This is a genomic window from Actinoplanes sp. NPDC051537 (assembly GCF_055586105.1).
On sequence record NZ_JBVJIU010000001.1, the window covers coordinates 134,833 to 161,627 of the forward strand.

At 71.7% G+C, this 26,795-nt stretch carries 31 protein-coding genes; 21 read left to right on the forward strand and 10 right to left on the reverse strand.

The genetic code is table 11. The features are described from left to right. Positions 1-4 precede the first annotated feature (4 nt). Entirely contained in the window at positions 5-1,228 is a 1,224-nt protein-coding gene (locus ACZ6TB_RS00555; RefSeq protein WP_465549002.1) for an ABC transporter ATP-binding protein, read from the reverse strand. Positions 1,229-1,410: 182 nt separating this feature from the next. On the opposite strand from ACZ6TB_RS00555, the gene ACZ6TB_RS00560 reads away from it, so the two are divergent. Both ACZ6TB_RS00560 and ACZ6TB_RS00565 read left to right on the forward strand, forming a co-directional pair. Then, positions 1,411-2,205: a universal stress protein gene (locus ACZ6TB_RS00560; RefSeq protein WP_465549004.1), complete on the forward strand. Its 795-nt coding sequence runs from the start codon at positions 1,411-1,413 to the stop codon at positions 2,203-2,205. Continuing rightward, positions 2,202-3,011, forward strand: coding sequence for a universal stress protein (locus ACZ6TB_RS00565; RefSeq protein ID WP_465549006.1), 810 nt, complete (start codon positions 2,202-2,204; stop codon positions 3,009-3,011). Before ACZ6TB_RS00560 ends, ACZ6TB_RS00565 begins: the two co-directional genes overlap by 4 nt. A 14-nt stretch (positions 3,012-3,025) precedes the next feature. Here ACZ6TB_RS00565 and ACZ6TB_RS00570 read toward each other — a convergent pair whose 3' ends face one another. From ACZ6TB_RS00570 to ACZ6TB_RS00580, 3 genes are all read right to left on the reverse strand, one after another. Beyond that, positions 3,026-3,436, reverse strand: a complete 411-nt coding sequence (locus ACZ6TB_RS00570; RefSeq protein ID WP_465549008.1) for an ATP-binding protein — start codon at positions 3,434-3,436, stop codon at positions 3,026-3,028. A gap of 12 nt (positions 3,437-3,448) precedes the next feature. After that, positions 3,449-5,260 carry a PP2C family protein-serine/threonine phosphatase gene (locus ACZ6TB_RS00575; RefSeq protein ID WP_465549010.1) on the reverse strand — a complete coding sequence of 604 codons (1,812 nt, stop codon included), beginning with the start codon at positions 5,258-5,260 and terminating at the stop codon, positions 3,449-3,451. Between the two features lie 92 nt (positions 5,261-5,352). Then, complete coding sequence (locus tag ACZ6TB_RS00580) at positions 5,353-5,541, reverse strand: STAS domain-containing protein (RefSeq protein WP_465549012.1); 189 nt, start codon at positions 5,539-5,541, stop codon at positions 5,353-5,355. A 298-nt stretch (positions 5,542-5,839) separates the two neighbouring features. Between ACZ6TB_RS00580 and ACZ6TB_RS00585 the strand changes: the two genes are divergently transcribed. Both ACZ6TB_RS00585 and ACZ6TB_RS00590 read left to right on the forward strand, forming a co-directional pair. Continuing rightward, complete coding sequence (locus ACZ6TB_RS00585; protein WP_465549014.1) at positions 5,840-6,784, forward strand: EAL domain-containing protein; 945 nt, start codon at positions 5,840-5,842, stop codon at positions 6,782-6,784. 170 nt (positions 6,785-6,954) lie between these two features. Continuing rightward, on the forward strand, positions 6,955-7,716 hold the full coding sequence (locus tag ACZ6TB_RS00590; protein ID WP_465549016.1) for a hypothetical protein: 762 nt from the start codon (positions 6,955-6,957) through the stop codon (positions 7,714-7,716). On the opposite strand, the gene ACZ6TB_RS00595 is transcribed toward ACZ6TB_RS00590, so the two are convergent. Beyond that, a complete protein-coding gene (locus ACZ6TB_RS00595) occupies positions 7,677-8,384 on the reverse strand; it encodes a VIT1/CCC1 transporter family protein (protein WP_465549018.1) in 708 nt (235 codons plus the stop codon). The genes ACZ6TB_RS00590 and ACZ6TB_RS00595 overlap by 40 nt on opposite strands. Before the next feature lie 60 nt (positions 8,385-8,444). On the opposite strand from ACZ6TB_RS00595, the gene ACZ6TB_RS00600 reads away from it, so the two are divergent. The 4 genes from ACZ6TB_RS00600 to ACZ6TB_RS00615 are packed head-to-tail and all read left to right on the forward strand — an operon-like array spanning position 8,445 to position 12,181. After that, complete coding sequence (locus tag ACZ6TB_RS00600; protein ID WP_465549020.1) at positions 8,445-9,830, forward strand: ferredoxin reductase family protein; 1,386 nt, start codon at positions 8,445-8,447, stop codon at positions 9,828-9,830. A 16-nt stretch (positions 9,831-9,846) separates the two neighbouring features. After that, complete coding sequence (locus tag ACZ6TB_RS00605) at positions 9,847-10,281, forward strand: FMN-binding protein (RefSeq protein ID WP_465549022.1); 435 nt, start codon at positions 9,847-9,849, stop codon at positions 10,279-10,281. Between the two features lie 26 nt (positions 10,282-10,307). Continuing rightward, positions 10,308-10,967 (forward strand): response regulator transcription factor, encoded by a 660-nt coding sequence (locus ACZ6TB_RS00610; RefSeq protein ID WP_465549024.1) that lies wholly within the window; start codon positions 10,308-10,310, stop codon positions 10,965-10,967. Further along, positions 10,964-12,181, forward strand: coding sequence for a sensor histidine kinase (locus ACZ6TB_RS00615; protein WP_465549026.1), 1,218 nt, complete (start codon positions 10,964-10,966; stop codon positions 12,179-12,181). The genes ACZ6TB_RS00610 and ACZ6TB_RS00615 overlap by 4 nt, the downstream gene beginning before the upstream one ends. A gap of 7 nt (positions 12,182-12,188) precedes the next feature. Here ACZ6TB_RS00615 and ACZ6TB_RS00620 read toward each other — a convergent pair whose 3' ends face one another. Beyond that, positions 12,189-12,695: a DUF2231 domain-containing protein gene (locus tag ACZ6TB_RS00620; protein WP_465549028.1), complete on the reverse strand. Its 507-nt coding sequence runs from the start codon at positions 12,693-12,695 to the stop codon at positions 12,189-12,191. A 142-nt stretch (positions 12,696-12,837) separates the two neighbouring features. Here ACZ6TB_RS00620 and ACZ6TB_RS00625 point away from each other — a divergent pair, with 142 nt between their 5' ends. From ACZ6TB_RS00625 to ACZ6TB_RS00660, 8 genes are all read left to right on the forward strand, one after another. Next, positions 12,838-13,185 carry an ArsR/SmtB family transcription factor gene (locus ACZ6TB_RS00625; protein ID WP_465549030.1) on the forward strand — a complete coding sequence of 116 codons (348 nt, stop codon included), beginning with the start codon at positions 12,838-12,840 and terminating at the stop codon, positions 13,183-13,185. Next, on the forward strand, positions 13,182-13,640 hold the full coding sequence (locus tag ACZ6TB_RS00630; RefSeq protein ID WP_465549032.1) for an SRPBCC family protein: 459 nt from the start codon (positions 13,182-13,184) through the stop codon (positions 13,638-13,640). Before ACZ6TB_RS00625 ends, ACZ6TB_RS00630 begins: the two co-directional genes overlap by 4 nt. Before the next feature lie 15 nt (positions 13,641-13,655). Beyond that, complete coding sequence (locus tag ACZ6TB_RS00635) at positions 13,656-14,210, forward strand: dihydrofolate reductase family protein (RefSeq protein ID WP_465549034.1); 555 nt, start codon at positions 13,656-13,658, stop codon at positions 14,208-14,210. 11 nt (positions 14,211-14,221) lie between these two features. Continuing rightward, on the forward strand, positions 14,222-14,824 hold the full coding sequence (locus tag ACZ6TB_RS00640; RefSeq protein ID WP_465549036.1) for a dihydrofolate reductase family protein: 603 nt from the start codon (positions 14,222-14,224) through the stop codon (positions 14,822-14,824). A 28-nt stretch (positions 14,825-14,852) separates the two neighbouring features. Beyond that, entirely contained in the window at positions 14,853-15,269 is a 417-nt protein-coding gene (locus tag ACZ6TB_RS00645) for a DinB family protein (RefSeq protein ID WP_465549038.1), read from the forward strand. 434 nt (positions 15,270-15,703) lie between these two features. Beyond that, complete coding sequence (locus tag ACZ6TB_RS00650) at positions 15,704-16,102, forward strand: BON domain-containing protein (protein ID WP_465549039.1); 399 nt, start codon at positions 15,704-15,706, stop codon at positions 16,100-16,102. Between the two features lie 2 nt (positions 16,103-16,104). Then, positions 16,105-16,848, forward strand: coding sequence for a rod shape-determining protein (locus ACZ6TB_RS00655; RefSeq protein ID WP_465549041.1), 744 nt, complete (start codon positions 16,105-16,107; stop codon positions 16,846-16,848). A gap of 248 nt (positions 16,849-17,096) precedes the next feature. Beyond that, positions 17,097-17,372 (forward strand): TraR/DksA family transcriptional regulator, encoded by a 276-nt coding sequence (locus tag ACZ6TB_RS00660; protein WP_465550270.1) that lies wholly within the window; start codon positions 17,097-17,099, stop codon positions 17,370-17,372. Here ACZ6TB_RS00660 and ygiD read toward each other — a convergent pair. After that, positions 17,279-18,172, reverse strand: a complete 894-nt coding sequence (gene ygiD / locus ACZ6TB_RS00665; protein ID WP_465549043.1) for a 4,5-DOPA-extradiol-dioxygenase — start codon at positions 18,170-18,172, stop codon at positions 17,279-17,281. The genes ACZ6TB_RS00660 and ygiD overlap by 94 nt on opposite strands. 28 nt (positions 18,173-18,200) lie before the next feature. After that, a complete protein-coding gene (locus ACZ6TB_RS00670; protein WP_465549045.1) occupies positions 18,201-19,445 on the reverse strand; it encodes a PucR family transcriptional regulator in 1,245 nt (414 codons plus the stop codon). A 194-nt stretch (positions 19,446-19,639) separates the two neighbouring features. On the opposite strand from ACZ6TB_RS00670, the gene ACZ6TB_RS00675 reads away from it, so the two are divergent. Beyond that, positions 19,640-20,341 carry a CBS domain-containing protein gene (locus ACZ6TB_RS00675; RefSeq protein WP_465549047.1) on the forward strand — a complete coding sequence of 234 codons (702 nt, stop codon included), beginning with the start codon at positions 19,640-19,642 and terminating at the stop codon, positions 20,339-20,341. Positions 20,342-20,346: 5 nt separating this feature from the next. Here the strand turns inward: ACZ6TB_RS00675 and ACZ6TB_RS00680 are convergent, their stop codons facing one another. After that, positions 20,347-22,446: a sensor histidine kinase gene (locus tag ACZ6TB_RS00680; protein ID WP_465549049.1), complete on the reverse strand. Its 2,100-nt coding sequence runs from the start codon at positions 22,444-22,446 to the stop codon at positions 20,347-20,349. 243 nt (positions 22,447-22,689) lie between these two features. Between ACZ6TB_RS00680 and ACZ6TB_RS00685 the strand changes: the two genes are divergently transcribed. Beyond that, a complete protein-coding gene (locus ACZ6TB_RS00685; protein ID WP_465549051.1) occupies positions 22,690-23,847 on the forward strand; it encodes a serine hydrolase domain-containing protein in 1,158 nt (385 codons plus the stop codon). A gap of 9 nt (positions 23,848-23,856) precedes the next feature. On the opposite strand, the gene ACZ6TB_RS00690 is transcribed toward ACZ6TB_RS00685, so the two are convergent. After that, positions 23,857-24,360, reverse strand: a complete 504-nt coding sequence (locus ACZ6TB_RS00690) for a MarR family winged helix-turn-helix transcriptional regulator (protein ID WP_465549053.1) — start codon at positions 24,358-24,360, stop codon at positions 23,857-23,859. Between the two features lie 80 nt (positions 24,361-24,440). Between ACZ6TB_RS00690 and ACZ6TB_RS00695 the strand changes: the two genes are divergently transcribed. The 3 genes from ACZ6TB_RS00695 to ACZ6TB_RS00705 all read left to right on the forward strand — a co-directional run bounded on the left by ACZ6TB_RS00695 (position 24,441) and on the right by ACZ6TB_RS00705 (position 26,754). Then, entirely contained in the window at positions 24,441-25,544 is a 1,104-nt protein-coding gene (locus ACZ6TB_RS00695) for an NAD(P)/FAD-dependent oxidoreductase (RefSeq protein WP_465549055.1), read from the forward strand. A gap of 144 nt (positions 25,545-25,688) precedes the next feature. Next, positions 25,689-26,192, forward strand: coding sequence for a hypothetical protein (locus tag ACZ6TB_RS00700; protein ID WP_465549057.1), 504 nt, complete (start codon positions 25,689-25,691; stop codon positions 26,190-26,192). Positions 26,193-26,244: 52 nt separating this feature from the next. Continuing rightward, positions 26,245-26,754: a GNAT family N-acetyltransferase gene (locus tag ACZ6TB_RS00705; protein ID WP_465549059.1), complete on the forward strand. Its 510-nt coding sequence runs from the start codon at positions 26,245-26,247 to the stop codon at positions 26,752-26,754. Positions 26,755-26,795: the final 41 nt, after the last annotated feature.

Sequence of the window (26,795 nt, forward strand, 5' to 3'; positions counted from 1 at the left end):
CCACTCAGTGGACCATTTCGGCCGGCACGGGACCGGCGGGCATCGCCCTCCCGACCGCTTCCCCGTCACCGGGATCGAAGAAATAGGCGTCGCGCAGATCGACGGCAAGCCGCACCGGGCGCCCGATCGCCAGGTCCGCGCGCTGTGCGACTTTGGCCGTCCACAACTGGGCGCCGGCCGTCTCGTCCACGGTGACGGGCATGTCGTCCGCGCCGCCGGCGGCGGTCCGGTCCCCCTCCCCATCGGCGTCGCCGGGCGGGGCCGTGAACAGCAGATGCTTCTCGTCCCCGAGCGATTCCACGCCCAGCGGCACAGCGGTGATCGCGGCCTCCTCGGGCGCCGCGGTCAGCGAGAAGGCGGCCGGGCGCAGGCCGAGGACCACCACGGACCCGGCGTAGGCGGCCAGACCGGGCCGACGGAGCAGCGCGTCGGGCACTTCGAGATCCCGGCCGCCCAGCCGCACCGTCACCCGTCCACCCGCGACATCGAGCCGAACGGTCGCGAAGTTCATGCTCGGCGAGCCCATGAACCCGGCCACGAACCGGTTGGCCGGCGCCCGGTAAAGCTCCTCCGGCGTGCCGACCTGCTGTAGCTTTCCCTTGTCGATCACCGCGATCCGATCGCCGAGCGTCATCGCCTCCACCTGGTCATGTGTGACGTAGACGGTGGTGATCCGGTACCGCTGGTGCAGCCGGGCGAGCTCGGCGCGCATCGAGACCCGCAGCTTCGCGTCGAGGTTCGACAGCGGCTCGTCGAGCAGGAAGACCCGCGGCTGGCGCACCATCGCCCGGCCCATGGCCACGCGTTGCCGCTGCCCGCCGGACAGGGCGGCCGGCTTGCGCTCGAGGAGGGCGGACAAGCCGAGCAGGACCGCGGTCTGGCCCACCTTCTCCCGCGCCTCGCCGCTGTCGACGTGTTGCAGCTTGAGGGCGAAGCCCATGTTCTGGCGCACCGTCATGTGCGGATAGAGGGCATAGTTCTGGAAAACCATGGCGATGTCGCGAGCCTTGGGCGCCCAGTCGGTCACCCGTTCGTCGTCGATGAACACGTCACCGCTGGTCGCGTCCTCCAGCCCGGCGATCATCCGCAGGACCGTCGACTTGCCACATCCGGACGGGCCGACAAGAACGAGGAACTCGCCGTCACCGATGGTCAAGCTCAGGTCGTCGACCGCCGTCGTAGCCCCGGGAAAAGTCTTCGTCAGATGCTCCAGCCGCACGACCGACATGGTGCGCCTCCGTTCTGACCGCCGCCGCGTCCACACGCCGCGGTCACAGGTCAAGTACAGCTCGGGCGGGTCGTCCCGGGCAGTGCCGAACTGCCGTCCCGGGCGGGTCGGTCGGCTCTGCCCCGGGTCGGGTCGCCGCGGGAAGGTGGTGCCGAACCAAACCGCCGGGCAGGGGAGCGATGATGCACCGATCGATCGCCGCGGGAATCGGAGGTGTGGGCAGCTGGCCGGCCCTCGCCTGGGCCATCGATGAGGCCGAGCGCACCGGCAGCCGGCTCGTGCTGCTGCACGTGTGCGTGCCCGGGTCCGCGCTGGACGCCGGGCCGGCAACGCCGGATCCGGCGCAGGTTGAGCTCGTCGACCCGAATCTGGCCCGAGCGCTGACGAGGGCCCGCACACGGCTCGGCACCCGGCGGGCCGCGTTGCGCATCGTCAGCGGAACCCCGGCGACCGCAATGGTGAACGCGTCGACCGGCGTCCGGCTGCTGGCCATCGGCGCGGGGGATGGCGACCGCACCGTACGCCGCGTTCTCCGCAACGCCCATTGCCCGGTCGTCGTGGCGCGGACCGGCACGGCCACCGCCGAGCAGGTAGCCGTCGGTGTCGACAGCAGTGCCGCGGGCCACCTGGCGCTCGCCTTCGCGTTCGCGTATGCCGCGCACCATCGTCTACCGCTGGTCGCCATGCACGTCGCGGAAGAAGGCGAACCCGAGCCGACCGGCCTGCCGGAGCGGGAGACCCAGCCCTGGGAGCTGAAGTATCCCGCGGTGCCGGTCGAGCACCGCACCACGACGGGATCGGTCGCCGATGGTCTGATCCGAGCCGGCCTCCAGGCGCGTCTGCTGGTGGTCGGCGACAAGCGGCGCGGCGTCATCGGGCGGGTCCGTACCGGCGACGTGCCCCTGACCGTGGCCCTGGATGCGCCCTGCCCGGTGGTCGTGGTCCCGGTCGGCCAACGCGAAGGAGAACCGCTGTGAGCACTCGTGCCATCGTCGTCGGGACGGCCGGCGACTCCGGCGACGACGCCGTCGCCTGGGCGGCCGCCGAGGCCGGCCGCCGCCGGCTGCCACTGCGCATCGTGCACGTCCTCGAGTGGGACTCGGGCGCGGCTCGCGAAGCGAACGGCAGCACCTACGTCGAGCGCGTGTGGTCGTCCTCCTCGGCGATGGTCAGCGCGGCGGCGGTTCGGGCCCGCGCGGTCACGCCCGCACTCGACATCCGGACCGACGTTCTCATCGGTCAGCCGGCCGCCCGTCTGCTCGCTCTCTCGCGCGACGCCGAGCTCATGGTGGTCGGCTGCCGGGGCCGAGGCGGGTTTGCCGGGCTCCGGCTCGGCTCGGTCAGTCAGCGGCTCGGCACACACGCCTTCTGCCCGGTGACGGTCGTCCGTGGCCGGGCGCAGCCGGACGGTCCCATCATCGCCGGCGTCGACGACTCGCCCGCCACCGCGCACGTGCTCGAGACGGCTTTCTCGGCCGCGGCGGCACACGACCGCCCGCTGATCGTCATCCGCCGGCTCACCCCGAAGGAAAGCGGGGGACGTGTTCGCCTGGAAGAGCAGCTGACGCCGTGGCGACGCAAGTTTCCCGACATGGCCGTCGAGGCAAGGACCGGTCACCACGGCGCCGCCACCGAACTGGTCGACGCTTCGCGAGAGGCCCGGCTACTGATCGTCGGCAGCCGTGGCCGAGGCGCCATCCGCGGCACTCTGCTGGGATCGACCGGGCTGCATCTCCTGCACCATGCGGAATGCCCGGTCCTCGTGGCCAGGGGGTCATCGTGAGCCGCGGGCGCGCGTCATCGCCTATCCGATCCCGGTCGGCACGGAGAGGAGGACCGTCGTGCCGTGGCCGCTCGTCTCGATGACCAGCTCGTCGCAACTCCGCTGGGCGAGCCACAGCCCGCGGCCGCTGGTGTGTGCGTTCCGGGGCGAACCGTCCGGTGGCCCGCGGGCAGGCCCGGACCGTGATCGGTGATCCGGCAGTGCAGGCGGCCGACCGTGCGCCAGAGTTCGAGACGGCCGCGGCCGCCGCCGTGACGTACAGCGTTGGTGGTGATCTCGTTTACCGCAACGACAAATCGATGGAGCGCCATGTCACGGACGCCGTTCCGGAGCGCGCTTCGTTCGACCTGATGCCGCAGTTCCACCAGGCCCGCCAGTGCGAACTCGCGGCGCAGCAGGCTCACCGGGCCGGTGGTCTCAGACACGACGGCCGCCCGTCATGGCGTAGGCCCGTGCGGGGTCCGGCGGGCGACCAGCACGCAGGTGTCGTCTTCGGGGTTGGCCCGGCGCATCTGGTTGAGGAAGTCCTCCATGGGCTGCGGACTGTCGGAGGCGCTGACCCGGTCGAGCAGCTCGATCACGCCGCTGAGGCCCTCCCGCATGGTGTGTGACCGATTTTCGATGAGCCCATCGGTATACAGGACCAGCAGATCGTCGGGGTCCAGCACCCGGACGGCGGTGGCGTAGGACGCTTGACGAACGGCGCCGAGCAGCGGCCCGGGCGGCCGGTCCAACTCGATGGTGCGCCCGCGGCTGGCCAGCAGCGGGCCGGGGTGTCCGGCCTGCGCCCAGGTCAGGGTGCGGTCCGCCGGTTGATAGCGAACGACGACGCTGGTGGCCGTGGGGGCGGCAGCCCGGGGACCGGTGGTGCAGAGCAGGCGGTTCAGGTGGGCCAGCAGCATGGCCGGCTCCGAGGTCGTGGTCACGACCAGGGCAGCAAAGGCGTGCCGCAGCCTCGCCATGGTCGTGGCGGCGTGCAGGCCGTGCCCGGCGACGTCGCCGACGGCCAGGATGATGGTGCCGTCGGCGCCGACGTCGGCGTGGTACCAGTCGCCGCCGACCCGGCCGGCCCGCTCGGCCGGCAGATACCGCACACCGACGCGCAGCCCGGGCAGCTCGATCGGGGCCACCGGGATCGGGATGACGATCTGCTGAAGCTGGGTGGCCACGCGATGCTCGGCGGCCAGGCTGCGCTGGTGCTCCCGGAGCTGCTCCTGGACCTCGGCGAGCTCGAGCCGGCTGATCTCGCGGGCAGTGACGTCCTGAATGATGCCGTAGATCTTGACCGGCCGGTCGTCGGTGTCGCGGATCGCGTCGATCACGGCACGAAGCCATTTGACCTTGCCGTTGATGCGGGCACGGGTGGTCACGTCGACGGTCTCGCCCCGCCCGAACGCCTCGGCCGCGTGCCGGCGCTGCGGCTCGTCCTCGGGCAGCCCGAGGGCGTCCGACTCGTCCCGTGGCAGGGGTCCGTCGGCCGGGTCACGCTCGTAGATCCGGTAGAGGCCCTCGGACCAGACGGTCGCGTCGGTGACCAGATCCCATTCCCCCCAGCCCAGCACGCCGAGACGCTCGGTCTGCGCGATCCGCTCGGCGAGACGCGTATGGTCGTCCTGGCGGATCCAGGTGTTGAGCAGGCCCTCGCCGACCGGCTGGACATGCACGGTGAGCAGATGCTCGGTCGCGTGCCCGCCGTCGCGGTGCACGTAGGGCACGGGAGCGAGGGTCCGGCCCTGCCCGTCGCCGAGGGCGTCGGACCACGCGCGCCAGACCGGGCCACCGACGATCTCCGGGTAGACCTTGCTCACCCGTTCATCGAGCAACTGCCCACCGCTACGCCCTGAGAGGTCCACCACGGACGGGCTGACGGCGGCGACCCGATAGTCGACGATGTCACCGTGACGATCACGTTCGGGGCTGACCAGAATGTGACGCCCCGGCAGCCCGTCCAGCGTTTGCTGCACGACGGCCGCCCAGCCCGGAGCGCCTACCCCGGCCGGCACGGTCGGCAGTGCGCGCGGCCGCGCCGCCGGCGGAGGCGGCACGCCTCGCCATGCCTCGGCCTCGAACATCTGCAGCCCGGTCGACGGCAGCGGTCTCCGGGTCTCCAGCGTGGCGATCACCGCGGCGGCGACGGTGCCGACGTCGGAGTCGCGCTGGGCCGCGAGCACGCGCAGGTGGGCGTGAGCATCGTCGATGCCGCAGCCGATCCGCCCGGCCAGCAGCCCGGCCGCGCGCTCGCACAACATCTCCGGACTCAGCCGGGCTTCCTCGATCTTGTGGTCAGCTGGGCCAGACGTTGGACGTATCCGTCACTGGGGTCCATAGCGCGTCCGCCGCATCACCAAGACGAGTCGGGCAGACCGAACGGCTCCAGAAGTCCGCTCATGCGCAGCTGGTCGAAGATCTTGTACCGGGGGTTCTCGACCCGGAACGCCGCCGCGATGTCCTCGGCTGCCTGCATGGCGTTGACCAGCACGCCGATGCCGGAGGAATCCAGGAAGCTGACCTCCGCCACGTCGACACGCACCGCCTGGGGGGTGACGTTCCGTGAGCGCCTCGCGGATCACGGCCGAGACCTCTCCGGCGTTGGTGAAATCGAGCTCACCACGCAACACGACCTCGAGTCCGCCGGCGGCATCGGCGCCGATCGACACGGCCTGCATCGGCGGCCTCCTCCGGGCGCACGTTCGAAACCGCACGCTACGCCGCTCACCTGCCGCACAGGAATCCCCCGATAGCTGCGTCCCTGATTCGCATACTCCTTCAGCCGGCCGCCGGGCTGCCGATGGATCGGGCAGCTCGATGACGCCGAGGAGGATCAGGGATTGCGGACCGCGTACTCGCCGGCCGTAGCGTCGGCGTCCGAGCTGACCATCGGCGCGGTGCTGGCCCACCGTCTGGTGACGCCGCGATTCCAGCCGATCGTGGACCTGGCCAGCAGGGCGGTCGTCGGGCTGGAGGCTCTCGCTCGGGGCCCGGCCGGCACCAGCCTGGAATTTCCGGACGCCTTGTTCGGCGCCGCTCGCGACGCCGGCCTGCTCGGCCCGCTGGACCTGCTGTGCGCCGAACGCGCCCTCGAGTACGCCGTGGCGTCGCCGACGCCGCCGCCGTTGCTGTTCGTCAACGTCGAGCCGGCCGTCCTGAACCAGCCGCTGTCGCCCCGCCTGATCGAGCTGGTGGGCGCCGGGCTGCCGTTCCGCGAGGTCCTGGAGTTCACCGAGCGCGCGCTGCCGACCGTACCCGGCAGCCTGCTGCGCATTGCGGGCCAGGCCCATCAGTGGGGAAACGCCGTGGCGCTCGACGATGTCGGCATCGACCCCATGTCGCTGGCGTTCCTGCCGTTGCTCGACCCGGAGGTGATCAAGCTTGATCTCAGCCTGATCCGGAACCCGGCCGCCGGGAACACCGCGACGGTCTGCGCCGCGGTGCGCGCCCAGGTGCGACGGACGGGCGCGATCGTGGTCGCCGAGCGGATCGAGACCGAAGACGACCTGGTGGGTTGCCCGCTCACTCGGCGCCCGGTGGGGCCAGGGCTGGCTCTTCGCCGGCCCGGGCCGGTCGACGCGGATCACCACTACGACTTCGACGCGGCCCGCTGCCTGCCGACGGTCGAGGCGGCCTTCCACCAGCCCGCCGGGACCCCGTTCGAGATCGGCGTCGCGCGGCAGCACCCGCGGGTGGCGACAACCGCCGACATCACCGCCGCCTTGGCCCGGCTGCGGGCGGTGCCGCGTTGTGCATCCGCGGCTCCGGCTCCGTCCAAGAGATGATCATCGAGGACTCACCCGCCGGCGTCGCGGCGATCGCCCGCGCGATGCTCACGGAAAGCCGTCCCTGAGACTCCTGCGGGGGCGGGCCGGGGCCGAACGACCCTGTTGGTCCGGTGCGCGGGAGGCCAGTCTGGCCGGAACGGATCCGGTTAGGCAAGGAGGCGCATGCCATGCGTCAGATCGTTGTCCCCGTCACCGCACGGCCGGGCGCCCTGGTCGCCGTGGCCACCGCACTGGCCGGGCTGGTCGCCGCCCTCACGGCCGTCACCACTCCGCCCCGGTCGGGCCCGTTCTGCGCCGGCGGGTGCCTGCTCTATCCGTACACCGATGCCGCCGCCTTCGTGACCCGCGACTACTGGTGGCTCTACCCGCAATCGGTGTTCGTGCTCCTGGTTGCGGTGCTCCTGGTGTGCGTCCACCACGAGGTCGCGCCCGCCGCCCGCGTGTTCAGCGGCGTCGCCGTCATCCTGACCGCCGCCGCCACCACCGTGCTGCTCGCCGACTACGTCATTCAGCTGGCCGTGTTGCAGCCGAGCCTGCGCCGCGGCGAGACCGGCGGGCTGGCGCTGTTCTCGCAGTACAACCCGCACGGCGTGTTCATCGCCCTGGAGGATCTCGGCTACCTGCTGCTCGGCCTGGCCCTGGTGGCGGCCGCCGGGGCCTTCCCGTCGGCCTCCGGTCTCGAGCGTGGGCTGCGCTGGGTGCTGCTGATCGGCGGCGCGCTCACCGTGCTCGCGCTGCCCCTGCTCGCCCTGCGGTACGGCCTCGACCTGGAGTACCGCTACGAGGTCGCGGCCATCGCGTTCACCTGGCTCACGGTCGTCCCCGGCGCGGTCCTGCTCGCCCGGTGGTTCCGGCGGCCGCTACGGCCGACGGGCCGGTTCTCCGAAGATCAGCCGACGGCCGCGCCGACCAGCCCGCCGATGCCGTAGGTGACCACCATGGCGATGGCGCCGCCGAGCACCAGCCGCAGGATCGCGCGTGCCGGGCGGGCGCCGCCGAGCCGGGCGCTCAGATAGCCGGTGGCGGCGAGCGCGGCGACGACCACGACGAAGGTGACCGGCACCCGGGCGGCGGGTGGCGGCAGCAGGATCGCCACCAGGGGCAGCACCGATCCGGTCGTGAACGCGACGGCGGAGGCGCCGGCCGCCTGCCAGGGATCGGTCAGCTCGTCCGGGTCGAGATGGAGCTCGACATCGGCGTGCGCGGCGAAGGCGTCTCGGTCGGTCAGCTCCCGGGCCACCTGCCGGGCGGTCGCCGCGCTGAGCCCCTTCGCCTCGTACAGCGCGGTGAGCTCCTCGAACTCCTGCTCGGGGAAATCGGCGAGCTCGCCACGCTCCTTCTCCAGCAGGGCCCGCTCGGTGTCGCGCTGACTGCTGACCGACACGTACTCGCCGAGCGCCATCGACACCGCGCCGGCGACCAGGCCGGCCACGCCGGCGGTGAGGATCGGGCCGGCCGACGTGGTCGCCCCGGCCACGCCGACGACCAGGCCGGCGGTCGAGACTATGCCGTCGTTGGCGCCCAGCACCCCGGCCCGCAGCCAGTTCAGCCGGCCGGACACGTTGTCGTCGTGCGGCTCACCGGAATGTGTGCGCACCGCCGCTCCTCCCGGACGATTCTTCGAATTCTCCCATCCTCGCCTCGCAGACTTGCCCGGGTGAACGCATCGAGCACGCTCGCCATCGGCCGGGTTCATCTCGCCCGCTCCGGCGGCACCCGGGTTCCGCCGCCGCGCCGCTGGCCGGCCCGGCTGGCCGCGACGGCCGCCGTGCTGAGCGTCCTGATCGCGGTCGTCCTGTGGCTGACCGGCGGCGGCTACCGGGACGAGCCGATGACCGCCCTCGGCCGGGTCACCGGGCTCGTGGCCTCGGATCTCCTGCTGCTCCAGGTCCTCCTGATGGCCCGCATCCCGTGGGTGGAGCGCGGCTTCGGGCAGGACGCGCTGGCCCGGTGGCACCGGGTCGTCGGCTTCACCTCGTTCTGGCTGATGGTCGCCCACGTCGTGCTGATCACCGCCGGCTACGCCCGGACGGGCGGATCGACCCTGCTGGGCACCGGTTGGACCATGGTCGCCACCTATCCCGGCATGCTGCTGGCCGCGGCCGGCACGCTGCTGCTGACGGCCGTCGTCGTGCTCTCCGTGCGGGCGGCGCGCCGCCGGCAGCGCTACGAGACCTGGCACCTGCTGCACCTGTACGCCTATCTCGGCGTCGGGTTCGCGTTGCCGCATCAGCTGTGGACCGGAGCCGACTTCACCGTGTCGCCGTTCGCCACCGCCTACTGGTGGAGTCTGTACGCGAGCGCGCTGCTGGCCGTGGTCGCGTTCCGGGTGGCGCTGCCGCTGTGGCGCTCGGCCTACCACCGGCCGCGCGTCGACCATGTGGTCGTCGAGAGCCCCGGCGTCGTCTCGGTCTACCTGCGCGGGCGCCGCCTCGACCGGCTCCCGGTCCGGGCCGGGCAGTTCTTCCTGTGGCGCTTCCTCGACGGCCCCGGCTGGTCGCGGGCACACCCGTACACGCTGTCGGCCGGGCCGTCGCCGGATCTGTTGCGCATCACGGTGAAGGACCTGGGCGACGGCAGCCGGCGGGTCCGTTCGCTGCGGCCCGGCACCCGGGTGCTCATCGAGGGCCCGTACGGCGCGCTCACCGCGGCCCGGTCGACCGGCCGGCCGCCGCTGCTGATCGCCGCCGGGGTGGGCATCACCGCGATGCGGGCGCTGCTCGACGATCTGGGCGCGCCCGGCGCCACCCTGCTCTACCGGGTCCGCGACCGGGGCGAGGCCGTGTTCCGGGCGGAGCTCGACTTGCTCGCGCGGCGTCGCCGGGTGCGGGTGGTCTACCTCGAGGGCCCACGATCCCCGGCCGGCTCGTGGCTGCCGGCCGCCCACGACTTTCCCGGCGCGTTGCGCTTGATCGTGCCCGACGTGGCCGGCCGCGAGGCGTACGTCTGCGGTCCGCCGGCCTGGATGGCCACCGTCCGCGCCGAGCTGCGCGCGGCCGGAGTGTCCGCCGATCGCATTCACAGCGAGGAGTTCGCATGGTGACCACCGGGCGGCACGCATGCGCCGCGTGACCCTCTGGATCATTTCGACGATCGCCGCGGTCGTGCTGCTGTTCAGCTACCGCACGAGCCTGGGCGCGGGAGGCGCGGCGACCGGCACGCCCGTGGTCGTCACGACCGATGACGCCCCGCCGCCCTCCGGCGCGCCGGGTAAGTCGCTCACCGTCGCCGGCTCGGTGGTGCGCACGCGCTACGGGCCGATTCAGGTTCAGGTCAAGATCCAGAACAACCGGATCACGGACGTACGCGCGCTGCGGTCCCCGGACGGCAACGACCGCGACCTCGAGATCAACGGGTACGCCCTCCCCCAGTTGCGCGGCGAGGTGCTGTCCGCGCAGAGCGCCCACGTCGACACGGTCGGCGGCGCCACCTACACCAGCGACGGCTACCTGCGCTCGCTCCAGTCCGCGCTCGACGCGGCGCACTTCGCATGAGCCTCGCCGCCTGCGAGAGTGGGACGGTGACCCGCATCCTGGTCGTCGAGGACGACGGAGAGCTCGGAGACCTGCTGGTACGCGCGTTCGCCGGCGCCGGCTACGACGCCGACCTCGCTCGCGACGGCCAGGCCGGGCTGCACCGGGCCCTGACCCGCCATTACGACGCGCTGATCATCGACCGGGGGCTGCCGGCGATCGAAGGTCTCGACCTGCTCGGCCGGCTGCGCCGTAGTGGCGTACCGGCGCCCGCGTTGTTCCTCACCGCATTGGGCACGGTCGCCGACCGGATCGCCGGGCTGGACGGCGGCGCCGAGGACTATCTGGTCAAGCCGTTCGAGCTGGAGGAACTGCTTGCGCGCGTACGCGTGCTGCTACGTCGCGCGGCCGCGCCCACCGACCAGGTCGTCGCCCTCGGGGAGGCGGAGTTCGACCTGATCACGCGCACGGTCACCACCGACGACGGCATGCTCGTCGCGCTCTCCGGCCGGGAGAGCGACCTGCTGCGCCTGCTCGCCGAGAACCCGGCCCGGGTGTACAGCCGCCGCGAGATCGTCGCCGCCGTCTTCCCCGAGTCCGCCACCGAAACCCTGGCCGACACGTACGTGCACTACCTGCGTCGCAAGCTGGGCCCGGGCGTGATCGCGACGGTGCGCGGCGCCGGCTACCGGCTCGGCCGCCTGTGAGCCGGCCCGACCCCGATCGCGACCTGCTGCGACGGGCCCGCCGGACGCTGGCGATCCGCAACACCGTGGCGATCGCCCTGATCCTGCTGTTCGTCGGCGCGGTCGCCCTGCTCGTCGTGCACCGGGAGGAGCGCTCGGCCCTGGCCGCCTCGGTCCGGCAGACCGCGGCCACCGAGGAGGACGTCGTCGACCCGCCGGCCGGCAGCTGGATCTTCCGGCTGGACGCCGCCGGGCGACTCACCGCCACCGACGACGCCCCCGCCGGCTTTCCCGACCGCGCGGCCCTCGATCGCGTCCGCGCGGGTGGTCCGGCCGAGCAGACCCAGCACGGCGACCACCTCGTCGTCACCCGCCGCCGCGGAACGACGACCGTGCAGGTCGTCGGCAGCATGGCGGCCGAGAACGCGGAGACCCGCCGCCTGCTCGCCGCGCTCGGCGCCGCCGAGCTGCTCGGCCTCGCCGCGGCCGCGCTCGCCGGCTGGCTGCTCGCCGGCCGGGCCACCGCGCCGCTCGGCGACGCCCTGGCCCGCCAGCGCCGCTTCGTCGCCGACGCCAGCCACGAGCTGCGCACCCCGATCGCCCAGCTGCACACCCGCGCCCAGCTGCTCGACCGGGATCTGCGGTCCGGCGCCGCCGCCGGGGATCTGGAGCCCGACGTCCGCCGCCTGCTGGCCGGCACCCGCCAGCTCGGCGAGATCGTCGAGGACCTGCTGCTCTCCACCCACCTCGCGGACCGCGCGGAGGCCGGCACCGAGGTCGATCTCGGCGTGGTCGCCGACGGCGTGGTGGGCGCGTTCCAGGAGCGTGCCCACGCCCGCCGCATCGAACTTTCGCTCGGCGGCGACCCCGACCAGCCCTCGATCGTGCACGGGCGGGAGGCGGCCCTGCGCCGCGTGCTCACCGCGCTGGTCGACAACGCCCTCAGCCACACCCCGGACGGCGGTCACATCGGCATCGAGCTGGGCCGCCTCGGCGATCCGGCGCGGGTCGAGGTGGTGGTGCGGGACGACGGCACCGGGTTCGTGCCGGGCGACACCGACCGCCTCTTCGACCGTTTCGCCCGCGGGCACGACGATCACCGCCGCTTCGGCCTCGGCCTCGCGCTCGCCCGCGAGGTGATCACCGGCCACGGCGGCACCATCGAGGCCGCGAACGGCCCGGGCGGGGGCGCCGTCCTCACCATCCGGCTCCCCGTCTCACCGCCCGCGACGTGAGCCGCGGTCAATCGTGGCCGCCGGTCGTGGTGGCGCTGAAGTTGCCGGTCCAGGCCGCCTTCGACCCCGAGTCGCCGATCCGGTAGACGCCGTAGACGCCGGCCGCGGCGACCGCCAGGGCGAGCACCGCGACGACGCCGGTCACCGCGGTGGAGAGCGGGGCGAGCCAGGATCGCCGGCCGGACGTGTCGCGGGCCTCGCGGTCACGCCACCAGATCGCCAGCGCGAGCACGGCGATCGGGATCGCGTAGAAGATCGCGGTGTCGCCCAGCTCGGTGTGCTCGTGCAGCAGGGCGCTCCCCGGCACCCGGCGCTCGAGCCACTCCCCCGCGCTCGTGGTGAGCGGCGTGAGGATCACGACGACCACCGACAGAATCGCGTTGAGCAGGGCCAGGCGGGCCCGGGCCGCCGGCCAGAACGCGGTGAGCACGAGCAGCAGGGCGGCCAGCGGCAGGAGCACGACGATCGCGTGCACGAGCAGGATGTGCGCCGGCAGTCCGTTGACGGAGGTCATGGCGGTCCTTCCAAGGTCGGGATTGCCCCGGAAGGCTATGAGGGCATTTCTTCGAGTTCTCCCATTTCGGGCCGCCCTTGACAGGATCGGCTCCTCTCGGCATAGTCAACCAGATAGTTGATAAAGTGCTAGGTTGATAAACATGCCGATTGACAAGGCCGACGACGAGCAGCTCGACCGGGCGTTCACCGCGCTGGGCGACCCGGTGCGGCGGGCCATGATCGCGCGGCTGTCGCGCGGCGAGGCGACGGTCAACGAGCTCGCCGCGCCGTTCCCGATCACCAAACAGGCCGTGTCCCGGCACATCCAGGTGCTGGAGGCGGCCGGGCTGATCACCCGGAGCCGGGACGGCCAGCGGCGGCCCTGCCGCCTGGACCCGGCGGCGCTCGAGGCGCTGACGAGCTGGATCGACACCCACCGACTGGCGGTCGAGGCGCAGTACCGGCGCCTCGACGACGTCCTCGACACGTTGAAGGACCAACAGAGATGAACCCGACGACGATCACCACCCAGCCCGGCACTCCCTACGTCGATGTCGTACGCGAGTTCGACGCCCCGCCGGAGCTGGTGTTCCGGGCGCACACCAACGCCGAGCTGGTGGCGCTCTGGCTCGTCCCGCGCGGCATGCGGATGGAAGTGGTGGAACTCGACGCGCGGACCGGCGGCGGCTACCGCTACGTGCACCGCGGCCCCGACGGCGAGTTCCGGTTCCGCGGCGTGTTCCACGCGGTCGTGCCGGACCGGCTGATCGTGCAGACCTTCGAGTACGAGGGCCGGCCCGACCAGGTCAGCCTGCAGACGATGCGATTCGAGGGCGTCGGCGGCGGCACCCGGCTGACCATGCGCCAGGTGTTCGGCTCGGTCGAGGAACGCGACGAGATGGTCGCGAGCGGCATGGAGAACGGTGTGCGCGACTCGATGGACCGGCTGTCCGAAGTTCTGTGACGAGGAGAGGCAATCATGCGAGACGTCATCCTGTACATGTCGATGTCGCTGGACGGGTTCGTCGGCAGCGACCGTCAGCATCCGGGGACCGCCATCCCCGAAGGCGACGAGCTGAAGAAGTGGAAGCTCGACCGCATCAGCGGGGCCGGTGCCCACCTGATGGGCCGGGTCACGTACCAGGAGATGTCGTCCTTCTGGCCGCACTCCGACAGCCCCTACGCGTCGCCGATGAATGACATCCCCAAGGTCGTGTTCTCCAAGACGCTCAGCGACGCCGAGGCCGGCTGGCCGGAGACCCGGGTCGCGCGGGGCGAGCTGGCGACCGAGATCGCCGCCATCAAGGCCGAGCCCGGCCACGACGTGGTCGTCTGGGGTGGCGCCGGACTGGCCGGCGCGCTCGCCGCGGCCGACCTGATCGACGAGTACCGCCTCCTGGTCCAGCCGCTGGCCCTGGGCCGCGGACAGACCCTGTTCGGCCAGCTGCCGCGATCACGGCATCTGGAGCTCGTCGAAGCCACGCCGTTCCCCAGCGGCATCGTCGTCCACATCTACCGCCGCCAGAACTCCTGAGGAGACACACCATGGGCATCGTGCAGGCGCAGGCGAACATGTCGCTCGACGGCTACGTCGCCAAGCGGGACAACTCCATCGGCCGGTTGTTCGACTGGCTGCAGAACGGCGAGGTCGCGATGCCGACCCCGGCCGGGGACTTCACCGTCCACCTCTCGCCGCCGAGCGCGGAGCACTGGCGGCGATGGGTGCCCTCGCTGGGCGCGCTCGTCTGCGGCCGGACGCTGTTCGACGTGGCGGACGGCTGGCAGGGGCGGCACACCCTGGACGTCCCGGTCGTCGTGGTGACGCACCGGGTCCCGCAGGACTGGGTCGACGCCCACCCCGACGCGCCGTTCTCGTTCGTGACCGACGGGGTCGAGGCCGCGATCACCCGCGCCCAGGAGCTCGCCGGCGACGCGACCGTCGCCGTCTCCGGCGGAACCATCGCCCGGCAGTGCCTGGAGCTGGGGCTGCTCGACGAGGTGGCCATCGACCTGGTGCCGGTGGTGATGGGCGCGGGAAACCGGCCCTTCTTCGGCGAGCTGTCCGCGGAGGACGTCCAGCTCGGCAACCCGACGCAGTGCGTCCAAGGCGACCGGGTCACCCATCTCGTGTTCCCGGTGGTGCGGTAGAAGCCCCGCGTACTTGTCATACGCCGCGATGCCCGAGGGCAGCGTCGACGTCTCGATCGCCGGCGAGTGGTCGTTCGCACAGACCCTGCGCCATCTCGCGTTCGCCACCGACGCCTGGCTCGGCCGGGCCATCCTGCGGCGACCGCGACCTTTCCACCCCCTCGGGCAGCCGCACTCCGAGTACGAGACCGACGGTTTCGACATGTCGCTGTTCAGCACCGAGCGGCCCACCTTCAAGGAGGTGCTCCGGGTGCGGGCCGAGCGGCAGGCCATGGTGCGCGACTTCCTCGCGACCGTCACGCCGCAACTGCTGGCCGAGCCCCGACCGACCGCGTGGTCACCGGAGCGTCAGGAGCCCGTCCTCCACGGCCTGCACGTGATCCTCAACGAGGAGTGGGAACACCTTCGTTTCGCCGTACGCGATCTGGACGCGCAGGCCGGCTGACCCGTCGCTAGCTCGGGACCGCTGGGCCGTCGGCTACCGCACCGCAAGCCATGTAGTTGCTGATCGGGCTTGGACGATGCCGACAGTGGGCGACCTCCGTGCCCGGCGGCGCTGCGCTTCTGCTGCACCCGGACGGCGTCATCGAGAGCTTTCTGCGACGCCGGCACCCTGGTGTGCCAGCACCAGCGCCCCCGGCGGGCACGTGTGCTCACCTGTCCGGCACGAGCGAGTGGCACCACCCGCGTCAACCGCAATCTGCCGATGGTCGGCAATCAACCACGCACTTACTCGCCGTCGCTGACCGTGGTCGTTCGACGACCGGGTGGTGATGCTTGATTCAAGCCACCTCGCCCGCCGCAGGCAACCTGCCTATGCGTGGCGGGGCCGCGGCGGTCCGGAAGGGAGTCGACATGCAGGGCAGTGTCATGGAGTTGATGAGGAACGAGAGGAGCACTGTTGGCGCCGACGCGCGGGTACGCCGAGAGGTCGAGGACGTGCTGCGCCGCCGGTTGTGGATTCGCCCGGAGCAGGTGCGGGTGAGCGTGCGAAACGGCGTCGCCACGCTGAGCGGCGCGGTGGGCCGGCGGTCGACCGCCGCCATCGCCGTCCGGCTCACCACAGCCGTCCCGGGGATCACCGAGGTGGTCGACCGGATCCGGCACGACTTCGACGACACCGACCTGGTTCGCTCCAAGGCCGGTCGAACCCATCCGTTCAGTGCCGATCCCTTCCCGGCCGGCCGGCGGCGCCGGCGATGGCGGAAGCGCGACCGGCCCGGGCTTGGGTCGGGGCGCCGCGCAACGCCATCAGAAGCACCTCGGTTGAAGGAGTGAGCGTGTCGGCAAAGCCCGGGGCCGTCGCGGTGGATATCGGCAGCAGTATTGCCCGCCTATGGACGGCCGACCGCGGGTCGATCACCGTTCCGAGCGGAGCGTTGTCCGGTACGCCGGTGCGGCGTGGACGCATCGTCGACGTCGAGGGCTGCATCCACTTGCTGTCGGACATGGTCCGCGGTCACCTCGAACCGGTCGCGGCCGGCGGAACGGTCGTGACCTGCCGGCCGGTCTTGGCCACCGAGGCCGACGAGGAGGCAGTCCGGCACGTCCTCGACGCGGTGTTCGCACCCTCCCGAGTGCTGTTCCTGGATACCGTGCGCGCCGCTGCCATCGGCTGCGGCGCGGCCGCGGCGAGTTTGCTGCTCGTCGACGTCGGCGCTGAACTGACCGAAGTTGCCCTACTCGTCGACGGTCAGGTCACTGCCGCCCACCGCACCGAGGTGGGCACCCGGGACGTCCCGCGATTCGGCCCAGTGGAACTGATCCGCGACAACGTCGCCGGAGCGGTCGACGAGCTGCGTACGGGCCCCCACGCGGCGGATCTGCTTCGGGCAATGGCCCGAGGCATTCTGCTGGTCGGCGACGGCGCCGCTCACCCCACCCTGGCCGCGGTCCTGTCCCGGTCGCTGCACATACGTGTGCATAGGGCCTCCTCCCCGCGCACTGTCGCGCTGGAAGGAGCGGGCCGGGCGGCCATGTCATTGCTGCGTCACCCCGCCGGCGCCGCGCCGGTAGCCGGGTGACGGCGACTCACGCCTTCGGAGGCATCGTGACCACGACGCTCAACGATCTGCCTGTCTCTACTCCTGACTCGACGAAGTTGCTCCGCGGCATGCTCGAGGAGCAGTTCGCGGTGGATACTGCGCGGCTCACGCGGATGACGGTGCACGCCGCGCTCAAACAGCGCTTCGGCCGTGACATGCGCACCGAGGCAGCGCGGACGGCGTCCGTCCGCCGGCGGATAGCGGAGACGGCGCAGGCGCTCAGGCGGATGTCCGATGGCACCTATGGCGTTTGCGAGGACTGCCACAAGGCGATTCCGCCCGGCCGGCTTCGCGCCCACCCGCAGGCAACCCACTGCGTACCGTGTGAGCGCCGCCGGCAAAGCAGGACGTTGGCCGCGAGCGCGGTCACGGGCCGCCCCGTCCGCTTGGGCCACGACCGCCGCCCCGGTCAGATGTTGGAGCCGTCGGGCGGCAGGCCGGCGGGCGGGCTCGAGGAGCCGCCGAGCCCCGCGGCGCCGGGGCAGGACAGACCCAAGGTGTAGGCCGTCATCGACAACGACCCGTACGCGTACCCGTCCACCAGCACCGACGTGTCCGCGTCGTCGTCCGCGGCGGCCAGACCGGCGAGATACAGCGCGGGGATGAAATGGTCGGGCGTCGGCACCGCACGGCGGTAATCCCGATGCGAGTCGAGGCTCGCGAATCCGTTCGGATCGGTCAGCATGCGGACCTTGGCGTCCTCGTCGAAGCGCTGAGCCCAGTCGTAACCGTCGTCGGCGAGCTTCCAGTCCATCCCGCCCAGGTTGTGCACGACGTTGCCGCTGGCGACGATCAGCACGCCGCGCCGCCGCAGCGGCGCCAGCTTCGCGCCGAGCTCGAAGTGATAGTCCATCGGCTTGTCGGCGTTGATGCTCAGCTGCACGACCGGCACCGACGCGTCGGGAAAGGCATGCGTCAGAACCGACCACGTGCCGTGATCGATGCCCCAGCTGTCGAGGTCCGCGCCGACCCAGGTCGGATGGACGACGTCGCTGACCTCCGCGGCCAGTTCGGGCAGCCCCGGCGCCGGATACTGCACCTCGAAAAGCTCCCGCGCGAACCCGTAGAAGTCGTGGATCGTCCGCGGCCTCGGCATCGCCGTCACGGCGGTGGCATTGATGTACCAATGCGCGCTGATCACCAGGATCGCCCGCGGGCGCGGCACCGAGGCGCCGAAGACCCGCCACGCCGTGGTGTAGCGATTCACCTCCAGCGCGTTCATCGGGTTGCCGTGCCCGATGAACGCCGATGGCATCAGCACGTCCACGTCCGACCTCCCGATCCCGGCGCCGTCGCTCTCCACGGTTCAGCGTAGACGGGACGGCTTCGGATCACGCCGGATCGGGCAGCGGCTCCTGGGGCCAGTTGAGGACCTTGGCGCCGAGCACCGCCGCCTGCAGCGTGAATCGGTGCGTGGGGTCGGCCGGGTCGTAGCCGGTGAGCTTCTTGACCCGGTCCAGGCGATAGGTGACCGTCCGCACGGACACGTGCAGCCGCTTCGCCGACTCGGTCGCGACGGCGCCCGTGTCGAAGTAGGCGTGCAAGGTGTCGAGCAGCGGCCCGGCTCCCCCGCGCGCCCGGCCGAGCGGGCTGAGCACGGCCTGCACGAGGTCGACGATGGCCGGCTGGTCGCGCAGCAGGACGCGATAGATGAGCACGTCCTGCGCGTTGACGACCGGGGCCTCGGTGTGCAGCCGGCCGGCCATGGTGAGCGCCTCGCGGGCCTCCTCGTACGAGCGGGCGATGCCGTAGAGGCCGGGGTACGGCCGGCCGACGGCGACCCGCCAGGGACGCCCGCGGGACAGCCGGTTCAGCTCCTGGTGCACGAGCCGGCCGAGCTCGTCGGCCGCGGCGAGAGCGGGCGACAGCCGGCCGGCCACGCCCGGCTCGGCCGGCGCCAGCACGACCAGCAGACCGTCCTTGGTCGCGACGAGCACGTCGCGGTCGCCCAGCCGGTCGAACACCACCGCCTCGAGGGCGCTGATCGCCGCGTCCGCGTCCGGCAGCCGCCGGCCCGGCTCGGCCAGCACCACCTGATGCACCCGGGCGAGATCCAATCCGAACGGCTCGGCCCGCTCCACCAGCGTGCCCAGGTCGGAGTCGCCGCGCAGCAGGTCGTCGATCAGCTCCCGGCGCAGTGACTCCTCCCGGCGCACCAGGTCACGCCGGGCGACCGCATACCCCTCGGCGAGCGTCGCGACCGCGTCGTCGACGACCTGGAGCACCGCCGCCGCGGCCGCCCGCACCGCCTCCCGGTCACGGGACCGCACCACCATCGGCAGGTCGTTCCACAGCCGCCGCGCCGCGGACAGGTAGAGCTGCACCACGCGGCCGGCGGAGATGCCCTGCTCGGCGGCGCGCCGGCCGAGCAGACCCACCGCCTCGAGCTCATCGCGTTCGGCGCGGCGCCCGTACGTCGCCGCGTCGACCAGCAGCGGCAGATAGTCACCCAGCAGCTCCACCGGGACCCCGCCGGCGTCGTGGGCGGCCCCTTCGGCAACACCGACCAGCCAGGCGTCGCCCGCCTCGGGGGTGACCGGCCGGCGTTCGCCGCGCTGCCGTCCGACGCCGCTCACCGCACCATGCCTCCCGAGCCGGGTGTTCTCGCCGGTCATTGCCGACAACCGGCAGTCTAGACGCCCATTGTCTGGTCTCCGTAGCCGTTACCTGGCAAGGCCGAGCGGGCGACAATCGACATACGCCGATCGCTCGGCGGAACCGCCCGCATCAGGAGAGGAACGACATGCGTAACTGGCAAGTACGAGACGTGATGACCACCGACGTGATCACCGCCCCCGACGATGCGACGGTCGCGGACCTCGTCACCCTGCTCACCACGCGGCGGATCAGCGCTGTCCCGATCGTCGACGAATTCGGCACGGTCACCGGCCTGGTCTCGTGGTCCGACCTGCACGAGGCGATCGAGACGGCGAAATCGGCCGATCCACCGCCAACACGCTGGTGGCACCGCCGTACGCGGTCGCGCCCGTCCTGGCCGGACGGCACCGCCGCGGGCGTCATGACCGGGTCGCCGCTCACCATCGGAGCCGGCGCGTCGCTTCCGGCCGCCGCCCGGCTGATGCACCGGCATGCCGTCGGCCGGCTGCTGGTCGTCGACGCCGACCACAGGCTGCGAGGCATCGTCAGCAGATCGGACCTGTTCAAGGTCCATGACCGCCTGGACGCCGTCATCCGCGACGACGTCATCCACCGTGTGCTGCGCGACGAACTGCGGATCCGGCCCGGCGCGGTACAGGTCACCGTGGACGACGGCGTCGTCACGCTCACCGGCCGCGTCGCCCGCCGGACCACCGCCATCGCTGCCGCAACGATGGCCGCACGGATCCCGGGTGTCACCGACGTCGTCGACCTGCTCACCGCGGACCTGGACGACACCGCGCCGGCAAGCGGCGCCGCGCACGTCCGGGGACGCGGCCGGACCACCGGTCTGGGTTCGCCGGCGGCCGCCTGAGCCGATCAGAACGCCGGCTCCGGAGGGGCAGTATGGGTGCGGGGCAGCCGCACGACGAGCGTGGTACCGGGACCATCGTTGTCGGCGATCCGGACCCAGCCGCCGTGTGCCCGGCTGATGGCCCGCACCAGGGCGAGGCCGAGGCCCGTGCCGGCGGTGTCGCCGTGCGCGACGTTGCCCGCCCGGAAGAAGCGGTCGAAAGCCCGATCGCGTTCCCCGGGCGGGATCCCGATGCCGTTGTCGGCGACGCTCAGCTCGACGGCCGGCCCGGCGTATCGCGCGCGGATCTCGACATGGCCGGACGGACTGAACTTGATGGCGTTGTCGATCAGGTTGTCCAGCAACTGCCGTATCCGGTGGGCGTCGGCGTGCAGGCGCAGCCGAGGAGGGAGTCGAACCGCCACTGTCGTTCCCGCTGCGTCGGCGACGGGCTGGACAGCCTCGACCGCCTCGCCGATCAGGGTGATGAGATCGACCTCGGCGAAATCCAGCGCGTCCTCACCGATGTCCAGCGCGCCGAGGTCCAGCAGGTCGGCAACGATGCGACGCAACACCTCGGCGTTTCGCAGGACCACGCGCAGCATCTCGCGGACATCCTCGTCCAGGTCCGGATCATCGCACGCGAGTTCGGTGTACGCGGTGACGCACTGCAACGGCGTACGGACCGCATGCCCGACCAGAGCGATGAAGTCCTCCTTGGCCCGGTCCAGCTGAACCGTGAGGTCGGCAGCACGCCGACGCGTGAGGAAGGCGCCGACCTGCCCGGCGATTCCGCCGACGAGCGCCGAGATGTGCGGCGCCTCGCCCGCTGCCCCGGGAGACAGGCAGGACAGCACGCCCAGCACCTCGTCGCCGTTGCGGACCGGCACCGCCACGAGGGTGCGCATGCCCCGCGCGACGCACGCCTCGGCGAAGGCGCGCCCGACGCCGTCCCGGGCGCGAGCCATGTCCGGGAGGTACAGCGCCTCCCCGGTGCCCCAGACCCGACCTGGCCCGCCGTCCCGCCGGCTGAGGCGCTCGGGCACCACGTCGGCCATCGTCACGCCCGGCGCCGTCCAGGAGGCCACCGGAAGCAGCACATCCTGCTCCGCGTCGACCAGCCACAGGCACACCTGCCCGGACCGCAGCAACGATCCGACCAACCGGACGACCCCTGGTGCCACCTCCTGCACCGTTCGCGCCTTGTTCAGCATGCTGGCGACCTCGAGCTCGGCATCTCGGAACCGCGCGGCGCGGCGAGCGTCGGTGACGTCCAGGACGGTGGAGACCGCGCCGAGCAGCCGCCCATCCGGCGCCCGGATCGGCTCGCTGTTGGTCAGCAGCGCCCGCTCGGGCTGCCCGGCGACGCGCACGATCGCCTGTACATCGCGTACGTGCTCGCCGACCAGAGCGCGCCGTACCACCGTCTCCTCGAGCGCCTCGTGCCGTCCGTCCGGATGCCGCAACCGGCGGTGGGCGATGTCGGCCGCCTCTGCCGCCGGCACCTCGCCGCCGATCCCGAAGATGCGCCGCAGCGCACGGTTGAGCAGCACGGGCCGGCCGATCGAGTCCGCCGCCAGCACCCCGACCTGCAAACTGTCGAGCAACGCGGTGATGAGTCCCTGCCGCACGTCGGCCTGCACCACGGCGCTCGGAGGCGAGCCCGGGCAATCGCTTCGAAGCAATCCGAGATCCGGTACGTCCTGCGGGCCGGGGATCGAACCGACGAGCGCGGCCACGTCGGCGAGGATCGACACATCGGCCGCGGTCCACACCCGGGGCGCATAGTCGACGACGGTCAGCGCACCGATCGGCTGCCCGTCATTGCCGTGCAGCGGCACCCCGGCGAAGGACGCCACCCCGTAATCCCGGCGCGCCGGGTGGTCGGACAGTTCCGCGTCCGCGCCCATGTCCGGCACCGTCAGCGGACGATCCGCGCTGACCACGTACTTGCACACCGAGTGGGACATGGGCACGTGCCGTGACAGGGACGGCGGGAGACCGAACGCGCCGACGCACTCGTCGTAGTCTCCGCTCACCACCGACACGGCGCCGATCGGGGCGCGCAGCAGCCGCGCCACCAACGACGCGATGCCGTCCAGCGGGATCGCCAGACCCGGCACCACGCGCGCGGCAAACTGCGCAGCGGCAACCCTGGCGGGGTCGCCGATGACCGAAGGATCCAGCGCTGGCATACCAGTCCCCCGAGCATGCCAAAAGTGGTGGGGTCGCCCGAATCTTACTCTCAGTTAGCAGTGGGAGTGGCCGAACTCCTGAACACGCCGGTACGCGTGGCGAAGGTCGATCCACGATACTGGATCTTTCCGGTGGCCGGCGCTTGCCTTGGCGATGCCTTGAGGGGACACGACATGCGGGGAGCTCGATCCGTACGGGTGGCCGTCGCCGCGACGCTGGCCGGCGCCCTGGTGGTGGGCGGGACCGCCGCGGACACCGCCCGCGGCGACGGGCAGCTGCAGGCCGCCGTCGACGATCTGCACGGGTACGGCATCACCGGCGTGCAAGGACTGACCGACGTCGACGGGCGGGTGACCACGGCGCAAGCCGGGGTCGCGAGCATCGCCACCGGGGCGCCGGTGCCGGTCAACGGGTACTTCCGGATGGGCAGCAACACCAAGACGTTCGTGTCGGTGGTGCTGTTGCAACTCGCCGGGGAGGGGCGGCTGTCGCTCGAGGATTCGGTGGAGCGCTGGCTTCCCGGTGTGGTGGCGGAGAACGGCAACGACGGGCGGAAGATCACCGTACGGGAGTTGTTGCAACACACCAGCGGCATCGCCAACTACACCGCCGGGCTGCCCCTGCTCGCGACCGCCGATGACTTCCAGGCGCACCGGTTCGACCACCACGACGCCGCCGACCTGGTGGCGCTGGCGATGACGAAGCCACCGCTGTTCGCGCCGGGCACGTCGTGGAGCTACTCCAACACCAACTACGTGCTGGCCGGGATGATCATCAACCGGGTGACGGGGCACTCGTGGGCGCAGGAAGTGCACGACCGGATCCTCGCGCCGCTGCACCTGAACCACACCTACGTGCCGGGCGACGAGCCGCCGCTGCGGAACCCGCACGCCGACGGCTACACCCAGGTCGCGTCCGGCGGACCGCTCGTCGACACGACCCAGTTCAACCCGACCGCCGCCGACGCCGCCGGGGCGATGGTCACCACGCCCACCGACCTGGCCCGCTTCTGGCTGGCGCTCCAGGGCGGCCGGTTGCTCGCCCCGGCCCAGATGGCGCAGATGCACAGGACGGTGCCGGAGCTTGACTCGGCGCAGGTGTTGCCGGGCGAACGGTACGGCCTCGGCATCACGTCGATCCCCGACAGCTGCGGCGGCTACTGGGCGCACACCGGCGGCGAGCTCGGCTGGATCACCCTCAACGGCGTCAGCCCGGACGGCAAGCGCGTCGTCGTACTCTCGATGTCGTCCCAGCTCGCCGACCGGGCGAGCGAGGTGTCCATGCGCCGGCGCGCGCAGAAGCTGATCGACGACACGCTCTGCCGGCGGTAGTTTGCCGGCTCAGTTCTCACGGGCGTCGGTGTTTGTCCACCGCTCGCCAGCTTTGGTAGGGGCTTCGATGCGGTCGATTGTCTGGCGGCTCCACGCCTGGATGGCCGCGGCCTGATCGGGGCTCAGGGTCTCGAAGAAATTGCGGCGAATGTTGGATCCGTGGCCCACGATGGCATTCTGGGCCGCGCCGCGACCCTTGGCGGTGAGGCGTATGCCCGCGCGGCGGCCGTTCGACTCGCGGTCGGTCCGATCCACCAGCTCGCGGTTCTCCATCCGGGTCAGCTGATGCGCGACGCGGCTCTTCTCCCAGCCGAGTGACTCGGCCAGCTCGCCGACCCGCATCTCTCCGCCGCCGGCCTCGTGCAAGGTCACCAGCACGCTGAACTCGGCCTTGGAGATGCCGTGGTCGCGTTGCAGGTCCCGGTCGAGTTCACGCTGGAGCAAGCGGTGTGCCTGCATCCAGGTGTGCCACAGCTCCCACTGCTCCGGCGACAGGGTGTGACGTTCGGCCATTCAGAGATCGTACCGGCTCCAGGAGTTGACGTGACAACTTTAGAAGCTACAGTTGTCACGTCAACTCTTGGAGGCGCGGCATGGAACGAACAGTGGTGATCATCGGCGGCGGCTACGGAGGAACTCTGCTGGCCAAGGAGCTCGACGCCGACGCGAACGTCATCCTCATCGACCCGAGGGAAGGCTTCGTCAACGCCGCCGCGTCGCTGCGGGCGCTGACTCGCCCGGACTGGGCGCCCAACGCGTTCTTCCCGTACGGCACCCTGCTCCGCCGAGGACTGGTCATCCGCGATCGGGCAGTCTCGGTGGATCCCGACGGCGTGACGCTCGCGTCCGGCGAGCGGATCCGAGGCGACTATCTGGTCCTGGCCACCGGTTCCGGGTACCCGTATCCGGCCAAACCTCAGCCGGAAGCAACCGCGATAGCCCGGCAACTGGACGACCTCCGCGAGACACACAAGGAGCTGTCCGGCGCCGCCCGCACGCTGATTCTCGGCGCCGGCCCGGTCGGCCTGGAACTTGCCGGCGAGATCAAAGACGTCTGGCCGGACAAGAACGTGATCATCGTCGACCGGGCCACCGGGCTACTTCCCGGGTTCCTGCCCGAGGTGCGCAACAGCCTGCACCGCCAGCTCGACGAACGCGGCATCGATCTGCGGCTCAACACCAGCCTGACCGCGCTGCCGCCGGTCCCGGCCGGCACAAATACCCGTTTCGCGGTCACCACCGACAACGGCCAGGAGATCGTCGCCGACATCTGGTTCCCCGCGTTCGGTGTCCGGATCAACAGCGGCTATCTGGCGAACGGACGCCTGACCCCGCTGACCGACCGCGGAACGATCCCGGTGACCGGCCACCTGAACGTCCGAGGCTACGACCGCGTCTACGCCATCGGTGACGTCGCCGAGCTCCCCGATCCGAAAATGGCCTCCTATGCCATGGAGCACGCCGTCATCGTGGCGGCCAACATCAAGGCGCAACTCGCCGGCGAGACACCCGGAGCCCTGCACGCACCGGCGCCCGGCCGACGGATTCTGCTGCCACTCGGAACCCACGCGGGCGTCGGTCAGCTCCCCACCGCCGACGGCCCCGCCCCGGCAACCGCGGAGACAGTCCACCAACGCAAAGGCGCCGACCTGTTCACCGCACGATTCACCGCTCGTTTCGACCAAGGAAGCCATTGACCCCCGGACGTCCGAGATCGCGGCCGAAGCGAGCAGTCACGCCGCAACGGACGTCGCCGGCGCGCGGGCGACTGGCGGCCGGTGGAGCACCGGCGCGACGGGAGCAGCCGGACGTCCGGCAGAGCGGTCTGGCACGATCTTGAGATGGCGTTCTTCGGGTACTATGCGGCCGCTCGGACCGGCCGGCCGATTGATGAGCTCACCGCGGTCCGGCGGGTCCTCGACACCGGCGTGGATGGCATCGCGGCCGGCACTCTCGAGGGCCGCTGGAGTGACGGCGACTGGCAGCTCGCGGTGATCCACCAGGGCTGGGGACTGGACGCGAACGACCTTGTCGCCGAGACCGGCGCCCCCGCTCTGGTCATCTACGTGATCGAAAGCGCGGTCGGCGTCGTCGAGGCGGCCACCGTGGACGGCGGCTCTTGGCGCGCCTGCCTCAACCCGGACGACGCGATCCGCGCGTTCGACTTCAAGTCCGACGACGCCGGCACGGTAGCCGGGACGACCGAGCTGGCCACGGCCTGGGCCGCGGCCGCGGGGCGGACCCCGGACCCGGAGGCGATCGCCGCGGCGGTCAATCAGTACGTCGGTCCATTCGGTGACGGTGTATCGGCGTTCATCGCCGGTCTGGGCTTCGATTTCGGGTAGCCGTACGGAAAATGAGTAGCCGTCACGAGTTCGCGCAGCAAGGGTTGAGCCCGTGGCGACCATCCGCAGGTTCCGCGAGCAGGACACGCCCACGCTGTGGGCACTCAACGACCTGCCCAACATCGGGGCAACCGCCGATACCACCGTGCCGCTCCCGCTGCCGCCCGCAGCTCACCCCCCGCCGGGCTTCCCCGACCTGGCTGACATCGCGGTGAGCTTCCTCGCGGCCGGCGGCGACTTCCTCGTCGCCGAGCTCGACGACCACCTGGTCGGCATGGGCGGCATCCGGCCCGACGCGCACCGGCGCGCGCACGTCCTGCGGGTCCGGGTACACCCGGCAACTCGCCGCCTCGGCATCGGCAAGGCCCTGATGACCACGCTCGAACAGCGGGCGTCGCGGCTCGGCATGCACCACATGTTCCTGGACACGGCCACGAACCAGCCCGAGGCCATGGCCTTCTACCAGAGTCTCGGCTACCACGAGATCGGCCGCCGGCACGAACCAAGCTGGTCCTGGACGCTCGTCTACTACACCAAGCCGCTGCACCCGGCCCACCCGTGACCCGGCGAAGGGAGCGGAAGGAGTAGCAACCCGCTCGCACC

What these genes read in the sequence shown, in the direction of transcription:
- ACZ6TB_RS00690 (WP_465549053.1), bottom strand. Translation starts at nt 24,360, where the DNA reads ATGGCCGAACGTCACACCCTGTCGCCGGAGCAGTGGGAGCTGTGGCAC.
- ACZ6TB_RS00645 (WP_465549038.1), top strand. Translation starts at nt 14,853, where the DNA reads ATGCCCGAGGGCAGCGTCGACGTCTCGATCGCCGGCGAGTGGTCGTTC.
- ACZ6TB_RS00635 (WP_465549034.1), top strand. Translation starts at nt 13,656, where the DNA reads ATGCGAGACGTCATCCTGTACATGTCGATGTCGCTGGACGGGTTCGTC.
- ACZ6TB_RS00640 (WP_465549036.1), top strand. Translation starts at nt 14,222, where the DNA reads ATGGGCATCGTGCAGGCGCAGGCGAACATGTCGCTCGACGGCTACGTC.
- ACZ6TB_RS00660 (WP_465550270.1), top strand. Translation starts at nt 17,097, where the DNA reads ATGTCCGATGGCACCTATGGCGTTTGCGAGGACTGCCACAAGGCGATT.
- ACZ6TB_RS00630 (WP_465549032.1), top strand. Translation starts at nt 13,182, where the DNA reads ATGAACCCGACGACGATCACCACCCAGCCCGGCACTCCCTACGTCGAT.
- ACZ6TB_RS00675 (WP_465549047.1), top strand. Translation starts at nt 19,640, where the DNA reads ATGACCACCGACGTGATCACCGCCCCCGACGATGCGACGGTCGCGGAC.
- ACZ6TB_RS00650 (WP_465549039.1), top strand. Translation starts at nt 15,704, where the DNA reads ATGAGGAACGAGAGGAGCACTGTTGGCGCCGACGCGCGGGTACGCCGA.
- ACZ6TB_RS00575 (WP_465549010.1), bottom strand. Translation starts at nt 5,260, where the DNA reads ATGTTGTGCGAGCGCGCGGCCGGGCTGCTGGCCGGGCGGATCGGCTGC.
- ACZ6TB_RS00590 (WP_465549016.1), top strand. Translation starts at nt 6,955, where the DNA reads ATGCGTCAGATCGTTGTCCCCGTCACCGCACGGCCGGGCGCCCTGGTC.
- ACZ6TB_RS00605 (WP_465549022.1), top strand. Translation starts at nt 9,847, where the DNA reads ATGCGCCGCGTGACCCTCTGGATCATTTCGACGATCGCCGCGGTCGTG.
- ACZ6TB_RS00700 (WP_465549057.1), top strand. Translation starts at nt 25,689, where the DNA reads ATGGCGTTCTTCGGGTACTATGCGGCCGCTCGGACCGGCCGGCCGATT.
- ACZ6TB_RS00685 (WP_465549051.1), top strand. Translation starts at nt 22,690, where the DNA reads ATGCGGGGAGCTCGATCCGTACGGGTGGCCGTCGCCGCGACGCTGGCC.
- ACZ6TB_RS00555 (WP_465549002.1), bottom strand. Translation starts at nt 1,228, where the DNA reads ATGTCGGTCGTGCGGCTGGAGCATCTGACGAAGACTTTTCCCGGGGCT.
- ACZ6TB_RS00620 (WP_465549028.1), bottom strand. Translation starts at nt 12,695, where the DNA reads ATGACCTCCGTCAACGGACTGCCGGCGCACATCCTGCTCGTGCACGCG.
- ACZ6TB_RS00560 (WP_465549004.1), top strand. Translation starts at nt 1,411, where the DNA reads ATGCACCGATCGATCGCCGCGGGAATCGGAGGTGTGGGCAGCTGGCCG.
- ACZ6TB_RS00695 (WP_465549055.1), top strand. Translation starts at nt 24,441, where the DNA reads ATGGAACGAACAGTGGTGATCATCGGCGGCGGCTACGGAGGAACTCTG.
- ACZ6TB_RS00625 (WP_465549030.1), top strand. Translation starts at nt 12,838, where the DNA reads ATGCCGATTGACAAGGCCGACGACGAGCAGCTCGACCGGGCGTTCACC.